This is a genomic window from Corynebacterium glyciniphilum AJ 3170 (assembly GCF_007673095.1).
In the GTDB taxonomy this organism is placed as follows: Bacteria; Actinomycetota; Actinomycetes; order Mycobacteriales; family Mycobacteriaceae; genus Corynebacterium.
In genome coordinates this window covers 115,685-134,372 of the sequence record NZ_VDYZ01000006.1, presented here as the reverse complement: position 1 = coordinate 134,372, position 18,688 = coordinate 115,685, and the positions used below count along the sequence as shown (strand labels likewise).

The following is an 18,688-nucleotide window of genomic DNA, read 5'->3' as shown; positions in this document are numbered from 1 at the left end:
CCGGCGACGTCCCCGTGGGCCGGGTAGACTCGACCTCCGACAAAGGAGGACAATCGGTGGAGATCAGGTACAGCGCACTGCAACACGACAGTGGTGATGTGGTGGCGCCTACCGCGGGGAACGATGTTTTCTGGGAACTTGCACCCGCGGTCAGCAGCGCTGATCCGGCGTTCGACAAGCAGATGTGGATCCACTCCGTCCTCTACCGGTGGGGAACCTGCGGTTACACCGCTTTCGTCGGGACCGGAGATGAAGGCAGTGGAGAGCGCCCGGCAGCGACGGCTTTCTTCGCTCCCCCGACCTATTTCCCCGGTTCAGAGGGCATGCCCTCCGGGCCCGTCTCCGGAGATGCCATCCAGATCTCGACCGTCTTCGTGGAGCAGCCCTACATGGGCCTCTACCTGGAACACAGCCTGATAGACACCATTCTCACCGAGGCTGAACGTCGTGGAGTCGCGGCCGTGGAGGTCTACGGCCGTAATGACGCGGACGGAACACCCCTCGGATACATCCCGGAGGGCTACCACGGGTGGGAAGAACGCCCTGACCACCCCGACTCTGACCTCGAGTCCGCCCCGATCCTGTCCGCGGACATCCTCGAGCAGCAGGGGTTCACTGTCGTGGGAAAGCACCCCCGGTTTCCGAGGTACCGTAAGAAGCTGGCGGAGGGTTCGTCACTGTTCAGCAACTACGAGTCCGACGCCCATGAGATGCTGAACAACCGGGTCCCGCTCAGCACCGTGCTCGGCGGGCAGCGGGTCTAAACTACACAGGTGTGATTCACGCCAGCTTCTCGGCTTCGAGCACGTCAGCGAACCGGTAGGTGCCCGTCGGCGCCGTGTCAGCGTCAAGCAGATAGAGACGTTTCACTGCGACAACCAGCGCCTCGGCGATGGTGTCCCGGACATCCGGATCTGTCAGTACGGCGACATCGTCGTCATTCGTCAGGTAGCCGGCGACGAACTGAACGGCCGGCATCTTCGTCATCCGGAGCAGGTCCCAGGTACGACGGTGGCTGCGGCAATTCGTCAACGACGTCCTTGTGGTGACCTCACGCTGGATGAAGCCGGAGAGCTTCTCCCCCGTCAGGGACGACGACCCGATCTCCGAACCGAAATAGAACGAGGCCGCACCGTTGGCCCGCTCATTCGGATAGACATCCGCCCGGAGCGAGATCATCAGATCCGCGCCAAAAGCATTGGCCAGGGCAGCGCGGTCCAGACTGGACGGGTTGTCACTACGGGGCCGCGAGAGAATCGTCTCCATGCCCGCTGCGATCATACGACCCTCGGTCCGCGTCGCCAGGTCCCAGAGGATCTCCTCCTCGGTGATGGTGCCGTAACGACCGGTCACCGTTCGTCCCACGACGTCCCCACCCAGGCCCGGATCGATGACGATCCGCTTACCCGTGAGCTGCGGTCCCGCCGCCCGGATCTGCTCCTTCTCCCGGATCGCCTGAGGTGATCCGCCGGTGATCCGCCGGCCCAGGTAGCTCAGGGCCCGGAGCGTCACCGGGCCGCAGGTGCCGTCGTTGGTGAGACCGTAGTTGAGCTGGTACTTCCGGACGGCATCGTGGGTCTGCGGGCCGAACTGTCCGTCAACCCGGTCCGTGTAGAAACCGAGGTCGTGCAGCTGTGCCTGAAGCTCGGCGACGTCGTCGCCGACGAAGAAGTGTCCCGGTGGCTGCAGGGACAGGACCCGGGCACCGAGGGTGTAGGAGGCTTCGCGGAGTGCCCGTAACGTGCCGTCGGTGATGTGTCCGTCGGCGATGATGCCACGCCCCTGCTGGAAGGCACGCAGAGCGATGTCCAGGTCGGCGTCGAAGATCTCATCCTCGGGGGTCCACCGCTGGCCGGCGTCCCCCGAGGTGTCCCCGGTGAAGCCGTCAATGAATCCTAGCCGGGCGAGGGTGCTGCGAACTTCGGCGACGCGCGGGCTCCGGTCGCCCAGCTTGAGTGAGTTACGGTGCACGTTATCCTCTCGTTTCCGTCACAGGTCGTTGATGGTCAGGGGAAGAGATCACGCCGAGATGAGGGAATCGAGACTGGCGGACAGGTCGGCTTCGGACTGACGTCCGTGAAGTTCCACGACCTTCTTTCCGCCGTGGAAGATGAAGAGTGCCGGGATGGACATGACCTGGAACATCGAAGCGAGTCCTCGCTCCTCCTCGACGTTGACCTTGGCCACGGTCACTGAACCGTCGTATGCGGCGGCGATGTTCTCGAGAGCCGGTTCCATCTGGAGACAGGGCTGACACCACCCGGCCCAGAAGTCCACCAGGACGGGGATGTCCGACTCGATGACGGTGCTGCGGAACGTGTCCTGGGTGACGGTCACGGGGTCGGACATAGGTGAAATCTCCTGAGGGTGATGGGAGCAAGAGTGTCCACACCACAATACCCGCGGGAGTAGGAGCACGGAAACATGCGCTGAACAGTCACGGAGCGGTCACGGTAGGGTCACGATCCGGATAAGCCCGACTCCGCTGGCCCTCAGAGAGCGGCCAGATAACCTTCAGCGTCCAACGCAGCGCGGCACCCGGACCCGGCGGCGGTGATCGCCTGCTGATAGTGGGAATCGACCAGGTCACCGGCAGCGAATACTCCCGGGACGGAGGTCTTCGTCGACGGCTCGTCCACCTTGACGTAACCGTTGTCCTGAAGGTCGACCTGCCCCTCGAACACGGCGATGCGGGGGTCATGGCCGATGGCGACGAACATCGCGTCCATCGGAACCTCGCGGGTCTCGCCGGTGACGGTGTCCTCGAGCTTGAGTGCCTGGACACTGCCGTCACCGAGCACCTCGACCACCCGGGAGTTCATGACCATGTCGATCTTCGGGTTGTTGCGTGCCCGCTCCTCCATGATGGCCGAGGCACGGAACTCGTCACGGCGGTGGATGATCGTCACCCGGTCCCCGAACTTCGTCAGGAAGTCGGCCTCCTCCATGGCGGAGTCGCCGCCACCGATCACGGCGATCTGCTTCTCCTTGAAGAAGAAGCCGTCGCAGGTCGCGCACGCGGAGACGCCGTGGCCCAGCAGGGCCTCCTCGCCCGGAACACCGAGATACCGCGGCTCCGCACCCGTGGCGAGGATGACGGTGCGGGCGTGGAATTCCTCCTCGTCGGTGAAGACCTTCTTCAGCTCACCGTCCAACTCGACCCGTACGACATCCTCCATGCGGAGGTCGGCGCCGAAGCGTTCGGCCTGGTTGCGCATATCGTCCATGAGCGCCGGCCCCATGATGGACTGCGGGAAGCCGGGGAAGTTCTCGACCTCGGTGGTCTGCATCAGCAGGCCACCGAAGTCCATGCCCTCGAAGACCAGGGGCTTGAGCTCCGCGCGGGCGGCGTAGATGGCGGCGGTGTAACCGGCGGGGCCGGAACCGATGATGACGACGTCATGCACAGACGGGGTGGAATCACTCATGCCGACGATTCTAGCGACGCACCGGACACCGCAGGTGCCACCCCGGCCTCTGCAAGGCGCGCGCGTAGGTGACTATGAGCCCGTGCCCGACGGGACTTCACCGTCCCGGTGGGAATGCCCAGGTGGTTCGCCGTGTCACGCAGCGACCAGTCCTGCATGTCGGTGAGCACGATCACGTCGCGCAGGCCAGGGTGAAGTTCGTTGACTGCCTCGTGGAGCAGGATGCGGTGCACCATTCGTCCGGCATCCACGGTGCGGCTGTCCGGTAGGTAGCGCAGCCTCTCCCCCAGGTCCACCGCCCGGGCCAGTTCGTCGTTCCGGCGTCTGCTGTCGCGCAGGTGGGTCAACGCCGTGTTACGCATGATGGTGTGCAACCAGGACGCGGCCGAGTCCGCACCGCGGAACGTGCCCGCCGTCCGGTGGATCTTGAGCAGTCCGTCCTGCAGGACGTCCTGGCGGTCCTCGACAGGAACTCCCGCCTGGTGCAGCGCCCATCCCAGAAGCCCGGAATGCCGACCCATCAGGTCGGTGAAGGACGTTGTGCAGCCGGCGAGGTGCCGGCGCAGCAGTTCGGCGTCCGACGGTGTGACAGATGGTGCGGTCATGAAATCCCCCAATGGAAGTGTCCCCTGCTCTCCTCCGTCCCCCGGGGAAAGCCTTGTGCACAACCTTAGCGAATGGAACACACCTGCGGAGGGGCTGTGGACAACTTCGCCACCGCTGCGATGACGACCACGGCGTCCGGTGTGATGTCGGTGCGGATGCTCCGGACGATACTGCGGCTCGCGGCGTCGTAGACCATGCCGCGGCTATGCCGCGCCGCCGGGCTCGGCGGTGGCCCGGACATCATCGAGGATGCTGCCGATCTGACTGAGCTCCGCAGGCTTGAAGATCGACAACGGGTTCGGGGTTATGTCCACGAAGGGTGACTCGAAGAGCCGCCCCCGCTCCACGACGCCGTTGACGGCGAGTTCGTCGATGATGGTGTCGATGAACCGCACCTGCTCGACGTTGAAATGGGTGTCGGTGAGGAACTCCCCGAACGCCTCCTTTGCGGCGGCGCGGTCAAGACCTACGAGGGAGCGGATGAACAGTCCGAGTCCGCCGGCGTCGTCGGCGATGCGGGCAATATCCTCGCGGTCACCACCTGCGTCCACCAGCATGGTCTCCAGTGCGTCGAGGTCGGACGCGGTGAGCTGGCTGCCTCGCTGGAGACGCTGCAGCACGATGCTGTCGGAGTGCTCCAGCAGGTAGGCCCGGGCCCTGTTCCGGAAACGTTCGACATTGAACCCCGGCGTCGTGTGGCCGATCATGACGTCGGCGGACTCCGAGATCTCGTCGCTGAATTCGGTGTACACCGGATTCCGCGTTGTCTTGTCGATGAGGCGTACGAGGGCGCGCAGACGCACACGCGCGACCTCCAGCATCGACGGGGTGACGTCCACCCACCAGTCGTCCCCGGCGACGGCCTCGAGTAAGGAGGCCTGCTCCTTCACCAGGGGGATGGTGGTGCGGGTCAGCAGGTCCTCGGCGATGGCCCGGACGGTGTCGCTGAACCGGGTGACGGCCCTGGCGTCGCCGGTGAGTCGGGCCAGCTGGAGATTCAGGATGAGCTGGTCGAACCGTTTCGCGTCGGTGTCCTTGTCCCCCGCGACTCCCCCACCGCTCGGAAGGCGGGTGATGGTGAGCGCGCTGTCGGAGTCTTTGTCGGACAACTCCGATGACCAGAGGTCTGCGGAGCTGAAGCGCTCTACTGCACGGCGGTGCGGTCGGACGATGATGTTGTCCGGGTTCATCCCGTTGAAGAAGGAGTGGAGCTCTCTGGCGGTGCTCTCACGGAGGTCCGGATCGGTGTGTGACGTGTCGAGCTCCCGGAGCAGACTGATGCGCTGGTCGGTGATGCGCTGGGTCAACGACCGCGGTGTGGAGTCCCGGGCGGTGGGCAGGTCCTGGTTGAAGTACTCCAGGTTGCCGCAGAAGTCGAAGACGCGGAAGTCCTCCTTGTCACGGCCGGAGCCGAAGAGGTCCGGGCACAGGCGGGTGCCGCGGCCGATCATCTGCCAGAACTTCGTCTCGGAGTGGACGTCCTTGAAGAAGACCAGGTTCGCGACCTCGGGGACGTCGATGCCGGTGTCGAGCATGTCGACACTCACCGCGATGTGCGGTGCGCGGTCCGCGACGGAGAAGTCATCGATGAGCGTCTGCGCGTAGTCGGTGCTGTGCGTGACCACCCGGGCGAAGTCAGGACCGAGCTCCGGCCAACCGACGGCGAAACGCCGGGCGATGAACTCGGCGTGGCGCTGGTTCTTGGCGAAGACGATGGTCTTGGCCAGGCGCTCACCGTCGTCCACCCGGTGCCCCTCCTCCATGAGCCGTTTGAGCACCTTGTCCACGGTGTCCGTGTTGAACAGGTACTTGTTCAGCTCCCCGCTCGTGACCTCGTCCGGGGTGTCGTCGCCCCAGTCCTTCAGGTCCCATTCGGCACGTTCCTCGTCGGTCAGGTCGTCGTAGCGGATGCCCTCGCGCAGGTAGGTGGTCGACACGCTGATACCGCGTGCGGGGACGAGGAAGCCGTCGGCCACGGCCTCGTCGAGGGTGTAGGCGTGGGTGGGTTCCCCGTCCGGCAGGTCGAACAGCCGGTAGGTGTTGTGGTCGATCTGGTCCTTCGGAGTGGCCGTCAGGCCGAGCAGCAGGGCGTCGAAGTAGTCGAAGATGAACCCGTACTTGGCGTAGACGGAGCGGTGGGCCTCGTCGACGACGATGAGGTCGAAGAAACCGGGACCGAAACGCTGCTGTTCGATGAGGTTCATCATCGTCGGGTAGGTGGAGAGGAAAACCCGGCCGTCGTTATCCCGGTCATTGAGCAGATTGACCACCGGCGCGTCCGGCAGGTGGGCCTTGAAGGCATTCGCACCCTGGGTGACCAGCGCGGTGCGGTCGGCGAGGAAGAGGACACGTTTCACCCAGTTCGCCTTCATCAGCTGGTCGACCGTGGCGATGGTGGTGCGGGTCTTGCCGGAACCGGTGGCCATGACCAGGAGGGCGGAGCGGCGACGGTTGTCGAAGGCCTGGCCGACGGCCTTGATCGCGGTGGTCTGGTAGTAGCGGCCGGCGATGTCGTCGTTGACCGGCTCGGCGGCCAGCGGGCGACGGGTGTGACGGCGCCGGATCATCAGTCCGAGTTCATCGGCGGTGAAGAACCCCTGGGTGGGCCGTGGCGGGTAGCCGGAGGCGTCGTCCCAGAGGAATGTCTCGATGCCGTTCGAGTAGAAGATGACGGGGCGTTGGCCGGTCTCCGCCTCGAGACAGTCTGCGTAGAGCTTGGCCTGCTGCTGACCTTCGGCGGCGCTGCGTCCGGTGCGCTTGGCCTCGACGAGGCCGAGGGGGCGCCCGTCGGCGCCCCAGAGGACGTAGTCGACGCGGCCCTCGCCGCTGGCGCTGGGCATGCCGCGTACCGGGTACTCGCGGGTGCGGGGAGTGTCCGGGTCCCAGCCGGCTTCGCGGAGCAGGACGTCGATGAGGACGTCGCGGGTCTCGGACTCCCGGTAGTCGTGGGTATCCGCGGTCTGACGGGCCTGCTGCGCCTCGGCGACGGCTTCGCGGAGTCGGCGGATCTCCGCTTCCTGTTGCTCCGCGGTCTCCTGGAGTTGTTCGAGTTCCTCCTCACGGTCGGCGAGGGCTTTGGCGCGCTTGGCGTCGAGGGCGCGGTACTTCTGGAGCTGTGCCGCGACCTTCTCACGCGGGACGGGGGCGACCTGGTCCGCGCGGGCAGGGTCGAACTGCTGGTTGACCGGGACGGTGTCCGGTGCAGTCGAGTAGCGCTGTGCCGCCCAGATGACCACGTGGAAGAGCTCGTTGAGCAGCTGGATGCCGGTGGAGTGGCGGACGGGACGGTCATCGTGGACGGCGTCGTTGCCGACCTTGCGCAGGACGTGGAGCTTGTCGAGGATCTTCTTCTCGACGGTGCCGCGGAAGGCGGGGGCGTTGAGCAGGGTGATGAACGACCGGTCGTGGGCGGGTGGCAGGTCCGCGATGTCGTAGATGTGGTCGGTGACGAGCTCGGCGGAGCGGCGGGCGTAGAAGCAGGCGGCGCGGGGGTCGTTCTTGTGGTTGGCCTCGGCTTTGACGCAGGACTCGAAGATCTGGGGCCATTCGGCCCGGATGAAGTCGAAGTTGCTCACGCGGTGGTCGTCTCCTGCTGTGCTGAACGTTTGCTTGGTTCAGGGTAACAGTCGTGCGTCCGCGGGACGCGGCATCGGAGGGGGCCTTGCGGTTGTAAGTGTAAAGCGTTAATGTGACGGGTGAACCGCAGTGGTCGGTGTCCGGCGGAGTGTCGGGGATCGTCGGATATGAAAGGGGTGTGCTGTGACTGTCACCGCAGAGAACCAGACGATCATGCTCGAACCCGGCGAGCGGCAGGTGATAGAGGAGTTCATCACTGAACACGGTGGAGATGCCCAGGAGTTCGCCACGGCGGACGGACGTGGCCTCCCCGCGCCGGTCAACGGGATATTCCGGGCGGTACTCAGAGCGATCAAGGAGGATCTTCCGATCTCCGTCTCGACGTTGCCACGTGAAGTGACCACCACGACCGCTGCTTCGATGCTCGGTATGTCGAGGCCGACGCTGATGAAACACGTCCGGGAGGGACGGATCGCCGCGCACAAGGTCGGTTCTCATCACCGACTGCTGTCGCGGGATGTGTTGGCGTACCGTGATGCACTCAAGCAGGAGAGACTGCAGGCGGTGTTTGACGTCATGGACTTCGACGATGAGGTGAAAAACGAAAACTAGGTGGCCCTGACTGGTATCCTCACGGTATGGCTGTGGTGAATCCGAACTCTGTTCTTCCTGACGCGAACATCTGGGTTTCGGAGACTCTTCATAGCTGGTTCGGTCTTCTAGCCAGTATGTCACTGGGTAGTTGGTCGTTCCGCTGGACCGAAGACATCTTCAATGAAGCGGGGTATCATCGGCGTCGAAGGTTTATTGATAAATACGGGACACATGTCGACAGCAGTCGCGTTGAATCATTGAGGGATCGGCTCGAGACGAGCATGGGGAAAGAAGCGAGAATAAGTGGATTCGCCCATGATGATTCGGTGAATGTGATAGATCCCTACGATGCCCACGTGCACGATGCGGCTGTGCATGCCGGTATCGGAGTTGTTGTTACTGACAACATCAAAGACTTTACGAAGATCTACGACGACCCGGATGATTGCCCGTATGATGTGATGACTGCCGACGAGTTCTTGACGCTTGCGGCTGAATCCGCGCCGGAAATGATCGATACAGTGATTCTCTGTCAATATCGGTACTGGGCAGGAAAGAGGAAGCCTTTCAATCTTCCGGCTAAATTACGCGCTGCCGGGTGTCAGGAGTTTTCTCGATATGTCGCAGGTAGGCTCCAGGTGATTGCTCTGCCGGGCTAGGGACTACTCGAAGAATTCTTCGTCGACCTTGACGATGGAGATGGTGCGTTCGACCTGGACGCCGACGCCGTACTGGATCATGAGGTTGGTGAGCCGTGATCCGTCGATGAGGATCACCCGCGACTGGATGGCTTCGGCGTAGTCGCGGGCTCCGGCAGTGAACCGTCCAGTCGTGAGAAAAACTCCTTGGTGGGCTTGGGCACCCTGCAGGGTGCCGACGAATGCCTGGATTGCCGGCCTGCTGACTGGATTGTCTGGTGCGTAGCGTTTCGCCTGGACGTAGATTCTGCTGAGGCCAAGGGCGATGAGAAGTTTGGGGAATGCCTCTTTGAAGAAAGACGGGGCGTTGTTGTGGAACCTGGAGAGAATTTCATCGGCGATGGTGGAATTAAGGCATTGGATGCCGTCGTCGATCTGTTCGACGGGGTCTAAGGTGGGACGTTGGCCTCGAGAAGTTGCGGAGGAAGGGCCTGTTGGCCAAGATGCGGAGCACAGGCAGCATGAATCTGTCGTAGGTGAGCATCTTGGTCAGAGCTCCCCGCGGAAAGCCCGGGACTGAATTGCGGTAAACATACTGTTCAGAGAGTCAGATCTGGTCGTTACACGTTCTTGGTACGCCATCAGTTTCTCTCTGATTTTGTCGAACTCTATCTGCAGAGCAAGTGGAGGGAGCGGAATACTTACTTCCTGAAGGCGAGATTTTGATATGTTCGACATGCTTTGGGAGGATCCGCCTGAGATTGCTCGAATTCTCTGGCGCATAGCCGGCCGCATCAGGAGCTTCTGGAGGTAGGAGGGGCGTACTTTCTCATAGTCGGGAACAATTCTATATATCAGATCGGGAATAAGGAGATTTGGGTGTTCTTCTTCGACTAGGCATGCTGCCCCGACAAGTTCCGGTGTGTTCTTCCTCGTCATTAGTAGGTCTCCAGAATGGACTTCATTCTTCCTCAAGGGTTCAATGATCCCTTGGAATAGTTTATTCTCTTCAGGGATATATTTTCCAGAGGTCACGGCGCTAAGCTTGAGTACTCCCCACTGTCCTGGTCTTGCTGGCTGGCTATCACATTTTGGGCTCGTCCCGCTATCGATTCGCTGAATTATGTCCCGAAAGTGAATGTGCGGAAAAGTTCTCGCAGGAAACATTCTGTCGAATATGCTTCCAGTGAGTTCTTCGATCTCGTTGTCTAGCTGGCAAGATTTTTCCATGAGCCCGACTTTTCTGTCGAGGATCTCGGCAATCCGCCGCTGCTCCGACAGGGGAGGGAGGGGGACAGGAAGATTTAGGAAATCTCCACGATTGAGTGATCGTCGGCGTGCGGTAGAACTGCGAAGTTTGGCGGAGTAGTAGGTAAGTGCGGTATCGGATCGGAGGAATCGCAAAAGGAATTCTGGATATATTGAAGAATTATCCTCTATATTCCATACTTGGTATGCGGGGCTGACGATAGCCTGATTGTATAAACTCTGAAAATCTAGGACCCCTTCGTCAATGGGAAATCCTACAACTAGTTGGCCATGTTCGACTACTTTGTAACCTGAAAGGTCTGCCCCTGCGACCCGTTTTGTGAATTTCGATGATTGATCGACTAACCCATTGTGCATCGTCATGGAGAGGATGGGGAGATCTCGATCACCAGCGCGTTGGGGCTTCGCTGGACTGATCAATTCCCCCAACGTCGCCCACCGCCAGTCGGCCGGCAGTTCCCACGGTCCGTCGCTCACTTCAGCATCTCCTTCAGCTCCGCTGTGCCCTTCGCGATCTCCTCGTTCAGCGCCTCAATCTCGGCGAGGATCTCCATCGGATCACGGTGCTCGACCTCCTCGAACTCGATCTCCTTGTACCGGTTGATCGACAGGTCATAGCCCTGCTCCCGGACCTCCGAGACCGGCACCGTGAACGACTGGTCCGTCCGGGCACGATCGCGCTCACTCCCCTCCTTCTCCTTCCACCGGGCGACGACATCCGGCAGATCATCCGCCGCGATCTTGTCGCGCTTGTCATCCAGGGAGAACCCGTCCGCCTTCACGTCGTAGAACCAGACCTCGTCGGTTCCACCCACGCCCGTCTTCGTGAAACACAGGATCGCCGTCGACACCCCGGCATAAGGCTTGAACACCCCCGACGGCAACTTGATCACCGCATCGAGCTTATGGTTCTCCACCAGCATCTCGCGCAACGCCTTATGCGCCTTCGTTGACCCGAACAACACTCCGTCCGGGACGATCACCGCCGCACGACCACCCGGCTCCAATAGCTTGAGGAACAGGGCCAGGAACAGCAGCTCCGTCTTCTTCGTCTTCACCACCGACAACAGGTCCTTCGCCGTCGTCTCATAGTCCAACGACCCGGCGAACGGAGGATTCGCCAGGATCAACGAATACGAATCCTCCTCGGCAGACACACTCTCGCTCAACGAGTCCCGGTACCGGATGTCCGGCGACTCGATCCCGTGCATCAGCATGTTCATCGACCCGATACGCAGCATCGTCGAATCGAAGTCGAAACCATGGAACATGTCCTCGTGGAAATGCTCCCGCAGGTTCGGATTCAGCAGGGCATCGCGGTGATGCTCCCGGATGTACTCCGACGCACCGATCAGGAAGCCCGCCGTACCGCACGCCGGGTCACAGATCGTCTCCTTCTCCCCCGGTTCCATGATCTCCACCATCATGTCGATAATGTGCCGTGGCGTCCTGAACTGACCGTTGACCCCCGCGCTCGACAGCTTCGACAGCAGGTACTCGTACAGGTCGCCGTTCGTGTCCCGGTTGGTCACCTCGATCTGGTCGATCAGGCCGACCACCTTCACCAACAGGTTCGGCGTGGGGATGGTGAACCGGGCGTCCCTCATGTGGGTGGCGTATGTCGACTCCTCGCCGTTGTCCCGACGGCCCAGCGACTGCAGGAACGGGAACACCCCGGTGGACACCGTGGTGAACATCGTCTCCGGATCGAAGTCCTTGAAGATGTGCCAGCGGTAGTCCTGCTGGTCGTCACGGAACCGCCGGTCAGTGAACGGCTTCCCACTGAAAGCCGCCTTCTGCTCCCCGATGGTCTCCAGGTCATCGAGACGGCGGATGAACAGCAGGTAGGTGATCTGCTCGACCACCTCGGACGGGTTGGAGATACCGCCGGTCCAGAAGGCATTCCAGACGGCGTCGACGCGGGACTTCAGCTCACCAGTGATCACGACGTTCATGGTATCGGGAGCATCCGACATGGGGGCCGAGGAGGTCGGCGCAGGTGTTCGAGCCAGGGCGGTACACCCGCCGTATTCAGAAGTATCGCAAAGTATAGTGCCGTATCCAGAAAACTGGATACGGCACTATACTTCGGTTGATGTCGGTGATCCGGTGGTCACTCCCGCACGCCGTGCACCGTGACCTCCCCCACGGAGGCAGCCTGCGGCATCGGTAGCTCGGTGATCCACAGCAGTACACGGTCACCGGCCGGCGCGTCCCCACCGGTCAGGGTCAATGTTCCACCGGAGGCGGTCTCCGCGTCCAGAACCTCTGTCTGGTCCACCGCGGTGACGTCACCGGAACCCGAGCGCAGCTCGATCCTGGTCCCGTCCGGCACACCCTCCAGGTCGGCAGAGGTCACTGAGGCCGCCTCGTCCAGCGACAGCAGCAGCCCGATCCCCGGTTTCAGGGAGGACGGCCCGTCGCCCAGCTGGTCGACGTACTGCGCCGAGCTCCAGGTGGTCGCGGGGTCACCGTCGATGACCAACGGGGCATCCTCCGGGTTGTCGAGGGTCCCGGTGCCGCTCTCGGCCGGGGCCCATTCACTGGCCTCCGACACACCCACGATCTCCGGTTCCGCAGCCGCCTGGGCCGAGGTGGACTGTCCGCCACGGATCGAGTCCGTGGTCACCGGCGAATCCCGACGGTCACCGCCGAAGTAGGCCACCACGACGACGATCAGCGCGACGATGAGGAACAGTCCGGCGATCGTCAGTGTCACGGACAGCGCGGTACGTCCCGGCTTCTCCGGCGCAGCGCCGAAGCCGGCACGTTGTTCCGGGTTCGGCGCGACATCGGCACTGGTGACGAGGTCCGCGTCCGGTGACTCGGAGGTCGTGGCCGCACGCAACCGTGTAGCCAACTGCCGGGCGTCGACACCGTCGACCTGCCGGGCGTCGTCCAGGATCTGCTGGAGCTCCGCCGGGATCAGGTGCGACGGCACCGAACTCAGCAGCATGTCCAGGGACACGGCGATCGCATGCACGTCCTGACGGGACGAACCGCCGGGCAACACACCCGGGAACGCCAGCACGGCACGGCCCTCCGAGCTGATCCGCAACCGGTTACGGTGGTCGATGCCCAGCGATCCGCCCAGCTCGGCGACGTCGCCGGCGGCATCGGCCAGATCGGCCATCGCGTAACCGGCGGCCAGCGGGTCGGGACCGGACTCCGCCACCCGGGTCAACGGCGCACCGTCGGTCCAGTCGGCGACGACCACGACCAGTGTCCGGGCGTCACAGATCTCCCGTACCCGTGCCACACCCGGGGACGAGACCTTCGCCAGCGTGGCGCTGCGGTCCAGCAGCTCACGGGAACCGACTCCGGCGACCTGCGGGTCGAGAATGGTCAGGGCGACCAGGTCCCCGGTCTCGTTGTCGCGGGCCTGCCACAGCCGGGCCGCCGGTGAGCCACCGTGATCCGACAGCAGCCGGAACCGGCCCTGCAGGATCGGGGCACCGGGGACCAGACGCGGGCCACGGACCCGGCCTGCCGACAGCGGCGGCATCGCAGGGCCCACCACGTCCTGACCGGTGAGGCCGGCCATCCCGGCGATCGGCATCTCGGTGATACGTGCCGCAGGGCGCCCGTCCTCGTCCTCGGGGACGGCACCGGCGAAGAACCGTCCCACCACGGGCAGACGGGCCAGCGTGGCACCGACGGTCATGACCTCCGGCAGCTTCGAGCGCGAGAGGATCAGCATGACGATCGCCAGGAACACCACACCGGAGATCAGCAGGCGGACGAGGAACCCGAACATGAAGCCGTCCGGAATGAGGAAACGGTCCACGAGTGCATCCAGGCGCCAGACGATCAGGGCCGAGACCACAGAGGCCCCGAGGGCCCACAGGGAGGTCTTGAGCACGCTGCGCATCCCCAGATGTCCCAGCGAGCGTTTCAGCAGCCGGTGCCCGATGATCGCACCGGCGACGAATCCCATGCCGTTCGCCGCACCCAGCAGGACGACCACCAGGCGCGGCTCACTGGCGACGTGCGGTGCCACGTACGCCAGCGCGACCTTGGTGACCGTGATGCCGCCGATGATGAACGTCGGCGTCCACACCTCCTCGCGCGCATAGAACACGCGCAGGTGCAGCAGCACGATCGCGTAGGGGACCAGCGTGAAGGCGGAGAAACTGATTGTCCAGCCCAGGACGTTCGCGGTGTCGAGGGAGTAGCTCCCGTAGGCGAACAGTGCCGGGGCGATGAGTGTGCCGAAGGCGGTGAAGAAGGCGATGACCGGCACGAGCGCCAGCATCGTCAGCCTTGTCGCCATCGTCAGGTCCTTGACCACGGCCTTGTCGTCACCGTCGGCGGCGTTACGGGACAGCCGCGGCATCACCGCGGTCAGCAGGGTCACACCGATCACACCGTACGGCACCTGCAGCAGTTGCCAGGCCTGCATGTAGATCGTCGGTGCATCCCCCTGGCCGGAGGCGATGCGGTTGTTGAGCACCCAGCCGATCTGCGAGATCAGCACGTAGACCACGATGGCCAGGGCCATGCCGCCGAACTGCTTGAGCCTGTCGTCCAGGCCCCACAGCGGGCGCATGTCCACGCCGGCCCTACGCAGGTACGGCACCATGATCGCCGCCTGCACCACGACGCCGACGGTGGTTCCCAGGCCCAGCAGCATGATGTGCGGGTCGGTGATCGTGACATTGTCGGTGGGGCTGAGCTTCGTGTCATCGGGCAACAGGTAGTAGATGCCCAGCACAGCCAGCGTGACCACGTTGTTGACCACCGGTGCCCAGGCACCGGGCTTGAAGATGCCCTTGGTGTTCAGCACCGCCATCATCACCGCGAACATCGCGTAGAACACGATCTGCGGCAGCACCAGGTAGGCGAACGCGGAGGACATCCCGATGTTCACCTTGCCGTCGGAGTCCAGCGACATCCGGGTCAGCAGGGGTGCGGCAAGGACCGCGATGACCGTCACGGTCATCATCAGTGTGAACGTCAACGTCAACAGGCGTCTGATGAACGCCGCGCCCCGGTCGGGGTCCTCCTTCTCCGCCCGGACGAGCAACGGGACGACGAGACTGGTGAGCACGGCGCCCAGGACCAGCTCGGTGATGAGGTTCGGCAGCGTGTTCGCCGTGTTGAAGGCACTGGCGACCTCTGCTCCCAGGGCGGAACCGATGAGGACGGTCCGCAGGAATCCGGTGATCCGGCTCAGCAGGGTGGCTACCGCCATCGACCCCGTCGCGCGGACCACGTCGGTGTCCGAGGCCGTTGTGGCGCCGGACCCTTCGTTGCCGTCCGCGGCCTCGGTCATGCTCGTGCCGGACGAACCGCCGGCCTTCGATGCTGTCGAGGTGGCCTTGGTCAGCCGCGGGTCGGTCGCCGCCCGCTCGGCGGGGGACATGTTCAGCTTCGAGTGGTCGGCACCGGGATCGGTGCCGCCGGTGGCCTCGCTGGTGTCGTGGTCGGTCGATCCGGAGGAGCGGGAGGACCGGGATGGCGCAGCTTTCGCCGGCGGGGTGGCGGCGCGGAACCGCCCCCGTTCGCCGGGATGTGCGGCGTCGCCGGGGTCTTCTCGAGAATCAGTCACCGCTCTATCTTCGTGCACGCCCCCGGTGGTTCGCTAACTGCCGGCGTCTTTTCGTCACCCGGATCACGGCGAACAGGCCGAAGACGACCGCCACACCGATGCCCACAACGAGCGCGCCGCTGCCGGGGCCGGAGGCCATACGGATCGTCACAGGATCGGATATCCGCATGTCATCCGGCGTTTCGAGGTACATGGTCAGGTCGGTCTCGCGGATGTTCGAGGGGAAGGACGTCGTCATCTGCAGGGTGACGCTCCCCTGCGCGGGAATGAGTTGCATCCCGGGCGTGTTGAGGGTGACCCCGTCACCGGATTCGTAGTCGACGTTCACCCGCACCGGCAGGGGCAGACCGTTGCGCGCCACCACGATCAGGGGCGAGGAGTCACTGGTCCGGGTGAACACGCTGCCCGGCGGGAGCAGGGACACCGACTCGCGCAGCTCGTGGATCAGGGCGCGGACGCTCCCCCGACGTTCCGTGGCCCGGTCCCGGGCGGCGGCGTCCTCGTCGGCGACGCGGCGACGGGTGTCCGTCAACGAGCGGAGAAGGTCGTCGACCATGGGGCGCGTGAAGATCTCGGGGGTGAGAGCGACATTGTCGTTGTCGACCATGATCCGGGTGAAGTTGTGCAGGTCCTCGGCGAGACCTCTCCCCTCGGCGATGTCATCCTCACCCACCGGAGCGGGGTCGGCCTCCGGTTCCTGCACCGTGCCGTCGGACGCCACGCCACGCAGGGCGGCTCCCAAGGAGACGGCGCGGGCTGACCCGTCCTCCAGACGGCCGGTCACCGCCTCGAGCCAGGTAGCCGCATCGTCCTCGTTCACCGTCCATTCCGCCGGTGGAGTGGCGATGACGTTGCCGGCCGGCGCGCTGTCGGAGGAGCCGGCACCACTGAGTTCCAGGTCGAGGACGCCGACCGCGGCTGCCATCCGTTCGGCCGCACTGTCGTCGCTGAGGTCGCGTCGCGACGCCGGCGCACTGTAGGCGGCCGTGGTGGGAGTTTCCCCGGTGGCCGCGAGCGCGGAACCCAGCGCGGCCGGGAACCGGAGGGCACGCGTCCCGCCAGGCAGGGTGACGATTCCGGCCTCTCCACCGTCGTTCGTGGCCACCGAGTCCTGGGCGACGAGCACCGTGGTCGGTGTCTCTCTGCCGGTGGTGCTGAAACGCCGTACCGAGGCATCGGAGACGTATCCCGATCCCGGCACGACCACGCCCTCGGCGGAGTCGGTGTCGAGAATCTCCGAGATGGTCTCCGTCCCACGTTCCGACAGTTCGGTGACCCGGGGATCATCGACCCCGGTGACGGCGTCGACGTCGGCTCCGCCGAACGGGAGGGGGACGGTGCACTGGCCGTCGACGACGGTGCGCAGTTCTTCCAGCCACGACGCCGCATCGGCGGCACCGGTGCCCTCGACGGAGTCGTCACCGGTGCGGTTGCTGGTCCACCGGTCGCGGAGCCGTACCGGCTCCTCGACGGGGCTGGGGGCCTCACCGACCCGGTAGCCCTCACTCATCCGGGAGACGGTTTCAAGCAGGTCAGGGTCGATGGCGATGCACGTCGCCTCCTGCAGGTCATCGGAGCCGGCGGCCGCTGAACGGTACGTCGACAACAGGGTGCTGAGTCGACCCTCCGGCCGCAGCTCCTCGGCCAGTGACTCGTCCGACAGATAGAGGTCATTGGGCTCGGGGGCGTCGCCGACCTGACCCGCGCCCGCTGTGGCGCTCGACGACAACGGCCAGAGCATGGTGATCCCCGCGGGACGGTCTGTGTCGTCGGGGCCGTCGGGGTCGTCGGGGTCGGCGGTCCCGGCGGTCTCCGTGACCGTCACGGTCGTGCGCGTCGCGGCGACGAAGGACGTCCCCGACCCCCCCAGGTCGGCGTTGAGGTTGAGCAGCAGCGGGTAGACGCCGGGCCCGTCCAGTCCCAGGCCACTGAGACTGCCGGCACGTCCGTCGACGGGCACGGTCAGCCGGAACTGCCGTTCCTCACCGGGATCCAGGGTGCCGTCGAGCTGCTGGAAAGGACCCACCCACGGGTACTCCCCCTGATTCGACATCAGGGACGTCGCCACACCGTCCGGTGCGTCCACCGCATTCTGGTGCTGGGTACGCAACTGCAGGCCCGACAGTTCCTGATCCGATGAGTTCGTCACACGGATCCGCAGGTCCAGGGCACCGCTGTCGGTGACCGTGGCAGGCTGCTGCCCCAGGATCTCCAGCGACACACCACTCTCCGGGTCCGCGGACCGTGCCTCGGGATTCGACCAGAGCGTTCCCCCTGAGGGAGCGTCCTGCGCCGCTGCGACAGGCACGACCGGGGTCAGCGCCACGCCCACCGCCACCACGGCGAGGCAGGGCAACGGCCGGACCGGGTGTGACGACCCTGACGACCCCGACAACCGCCGCATCACTACCGCGGGGTACGTCGCCCGGCCTTCGCCTCCGCGCGGGCGAGGTCGGGCAACCGGTCGTGGGCCTGACGGGCGAGCTTGCGTTCATCGGCGTAGGCGAGACGCTCGACGAGGTTGCTCACCGGCAGCCACGCCACCTCGGTGACCTCAGGGTCCTCGTCATTGAGGTCACCGTCGACGTAGCGCAGCAGGTGGTGGTGCACCGTCTTGTGGATCCGGCGCCCCTCCGAGACGAACCAGTAGTCGATCGTCCCGAGATCGCTGACGACCTCCCCACTCACACCGGTCTCCTCCCACACCTCACGTTCCGCGGTGGTGTGGTGGGACTCGTCCGGTTCGATGTGGCCCTTCGGGATCGACCACAGCAACCGTCCGCGACGGTCCAGACGTCCGATGAGGGCGACGTACATCCGCGACAGGTCCACCGACCCGTCCCCCCGTACCGCTTCGGCGAGCCCCGACAGCACGAGACCGCCGGCGCTGGTCTCCACCGAGGTCGGCAGTTCACTGTGGTCACGCTGCTGAACGGAGCGTGCCGGAGACCGGCGTTGGTCCGGCCGTGAGGAGCTCCCGCCGGAGCGGCCAGAGCGATTACGCCGTTGGTTCATGGAGAACAAGG

General features: G+C 64.4%; 14 protein-coding genes and 1 pseudogene. 4 read left to right on the top strand and 11 right to left on the bottom strand.

What is annotated here, in order from left to right; genetic code table 11:
- The first annotated feature begins 56 nt into the window (after positions 1 to 56).
- Complete coding sequence (locus FS507_RS07465; RefSeq protein WP_145942163.1) at positions 57 to 764, top strand: hypothetical protein; 708 nt, start codon at positions 57 to 59, stop codon at positions 762 to 764.
- Positions 765 to 780: 16 nt separating this feature from the next.
- Here the strand turns inward: FS507_RS07465 and FS507_RS07460 are convergent, their stop codons facing one another.
- The 5 genes from FS507_RS07460 to FS507_RS07440 all read right to left on the bottom strand — a co-directional run bounded on the left by FS507_RS07460 (position 781) and on the right by FS507_RS07440 (position 7,609).
- Positions 781 to 1,971: an N-acetylmuramoyl-L-alanine amidase gene (locus tag FS507_RS07460; RefSeq protein ID WP_145942162.1), complete on the bottom strand. Its 1,191-nt coding sequence runs from the start codon at positions 1,969 to 1,971 to the stop codon at positions 781 to 783.
- 48 nt (positions 1,972 to 2,019) lie between these two features.
- Positions 2,020 to 2,349: a thioredoxin gene (gene trxA / locus FS507_RS07455; RefSeq protein ID WP_075811974.1), complete on the bottom strand. Its 330-nt coding sequence runs from the start codon at positions 2,347 to 2,349 to the stop codon at positions 2,020 to 2,022.
- A 143-nt stretch (positions 2,350 to 2,492) separates the two neighbouring features.
- Complete coding sequence (trxB, locus tag FS507_RS07450) at positions 2,493 to 3,428, bottom strand: thioredoxin-disulfide reductase (protein ID WP_145942161.1); 936 nt, start codon at positions 3,426 to 3,428, stop codon at positions 2,493 to 2,495.
- Entirely contained in the window at positions 3,425 to 4,033 is a 609-nt protein-coding gene (locus FS507_RS07445) for an RNA polymerase sigma factor (protein ID WP_145942160.1), read from the bottom strand. The genes trxB and FS507_RS07445 overlap by 4 nt, the downstream gene beginning before the upstream one ends.
- A gap of 204 nt (positions 4,034 to 4,237) precedes the next feature.
- Positions 4,238 to 7,609 carry a DEAD/DEAH box helicase family protein gene (locus tag FS507_RS07440; protein WP_145942159.1) on the bottom strand — a complete coding sequence of 1,124 codons (3,372 nt, stop codon included), beginning with the start codon at positions 7,607 to 7,609 and terminating at the stop codon, positions 4,238 to 4,240.
- Positions 7,610 to 7,793: 184 nt separating this feature from the next.
- On the opposite strand from FS507_RS07440, the gene FS507_RS07435 reads away from it, so the two are divergent.
- Positions 7,794 to 8,222, top strand: coding sequence for a helix-turn-helix domain-containing protein (locus FS507_RS07435; RefSeq protein ID WP_145942158.1), 429 nt, complete (start codon positions 7,794 to 7,796; stop codon positions 8,220 to 8,222).
- Between the two features lie 26 nt (positions 8,223 to 8,248).
- On the top strand, positions 8,249 to 8,863 hold the full coding sequence (locus FS507_RS07430) for a PIN domain-containing protein (protein ID WP_145942157.1): 615 nt from the start codon (positions 8,249 to 8,251) through the stop codon (positions 8,861 to 8,863).
- A 3-nt stretch (positions 8,864 to 8,866) separates the two neighbouring features.
- On the opposite strand, the gene FS507_RS18465 is transcribed toward FS507_RS07430, so the two are convergent.
- The gene (locus FS507_RS18465; protein ID WP_260853226.1) at positions 8,867 to 9,148 is read right to left on the bottom strand and encodes a restriction endonuclease; all 282 of its coding nucleotides are present in this window, start codon (positions 9,146 to 9,148) and stop codon (positions 8,867 to 8,869) included.
- Between FS507_RS18465 and FS507_RS18460 the strand changes: the two genes are divergently transcribed.
- A complete protein-coding gene (locus FS507_RS18460; RefSeq protein ID WP_260853210.1) occupies positions 9,059 to 9,295 on the top strand; it encodes a hypothetical protein in 237 nt (78 codons plus the stop codon). The genes FS507_RS18465 and FS507_RS18460 overlap by 90 nt on opposite strands.
- A 96-nt stretch (positions 9,296 to 9,391) precedes the next feature.
- On the opposite strand, the gene FS507_RS07420 is transcribed toward FS507_RS18460, so the two are convergent.
- From FS507_RS07420 to FS507_RS07400, 5 genes and pseudogenes are all read right to left on the bottom strand, one after another.
- Positions 9,392 to 10,588, bottom strand: coding sequence for a restriction endonuclease subunit S (locus FS507_RS07420; RefSeq protein WP_145942155.1), 1,197 nt, complete (start codon positions 10,586 to 10,588; stop codon positions 9,392 to 9,394).
- The gene (locus tag FS507_RS07415; RefSeq protein WP_145942154.1) at positions 10,585 to 12,057 is read right to left on the bottom strand and encodes a type I restriction-modification system subunit M; all 1,473 of its coding nucleotides are present in this window, start codon (positions 12,055 to 12,057) and stop codon (positions 10,585 to 10,587) included. Before FS507_RS07415 ends, FS507_RS07420 begins: the two co-directional genes overlap by 4 nt.
- Before the next feature lie 167 nt (positions 12,058 to 12,224).
- Positions 12,225 to 15,662 carry a murein biosynthesis integral membrane protein MurJ gene (locus FS507_RS07410; protein WP_260853209.1) on the bottom strand — a complete coding sequence of 1,146 codons (3,438 nt, stop codon included), beginning with the start codon at positions 15,660 to 15,662 and terminating at the stop codon, positions 12,225 to 12,227.
- 4 nt (positions 15,663 to 15,666) lie between these two features.
- Positions 15,667 to 18,066 (bottom strand): hypothetical protein, encoded by a 2,400-nt coding sequence (locus FS507_RS07405; protein ID WP_260853225.1) that lies wholly within the window; start codon positions 18,064 to 18,066, stop codon positions 15,667 to 15,669.
- A 2-nt stretch (positions 18,067 to 18,068) separates the two neighbouring features.
- Positions 18,069 to 18,566: pseudogene (locus tag FS507_RS07400) on the bottom strand (NUDIX hydrolase); the annotation flags it as partial.
- Positions 18,567 to 18,688 lie beyond the last annotated feature (122 nt).

Bases quoted from the DNA above. Each gene is read 5' to 3' on its own strand.
- FS507_RS07405 (WP_260853225.1), bottom strand. From the start codon at position 18,066: ATGCGGCGGTTGTCGGGGTCGTCAGGGTCGTCACACCCGGTCCGGCCG.
- trxB (WP_145942161.1), bottom strand. From the start codon at position 3,428: ATGAGTGATTCCACCCCGTCTGTGCATGACGTCGTCATCATCGGTTCC.
- trxA (WP_075811974.1), bottom strand. From the start codon at position 2,349: ATGTCCGACCCCGTGACCGTCACCCAGGACACGTTCCGCAGCACCGTC.
- FS507_RS07445 (WP_145942160.1), bottom strand. From the start codon at position 4,033: ATGACCGCACCATCTGTCACACCGTCGGACGCCGAACTGCTGCGCCGG.
- FS507_RS07430 (WP_145942157.1), top strand. From the start codon at position 8,249: ATGGCTGTGGTGAATCCGAACTCTGTTCTTCCTGACGCGAACATCTGG.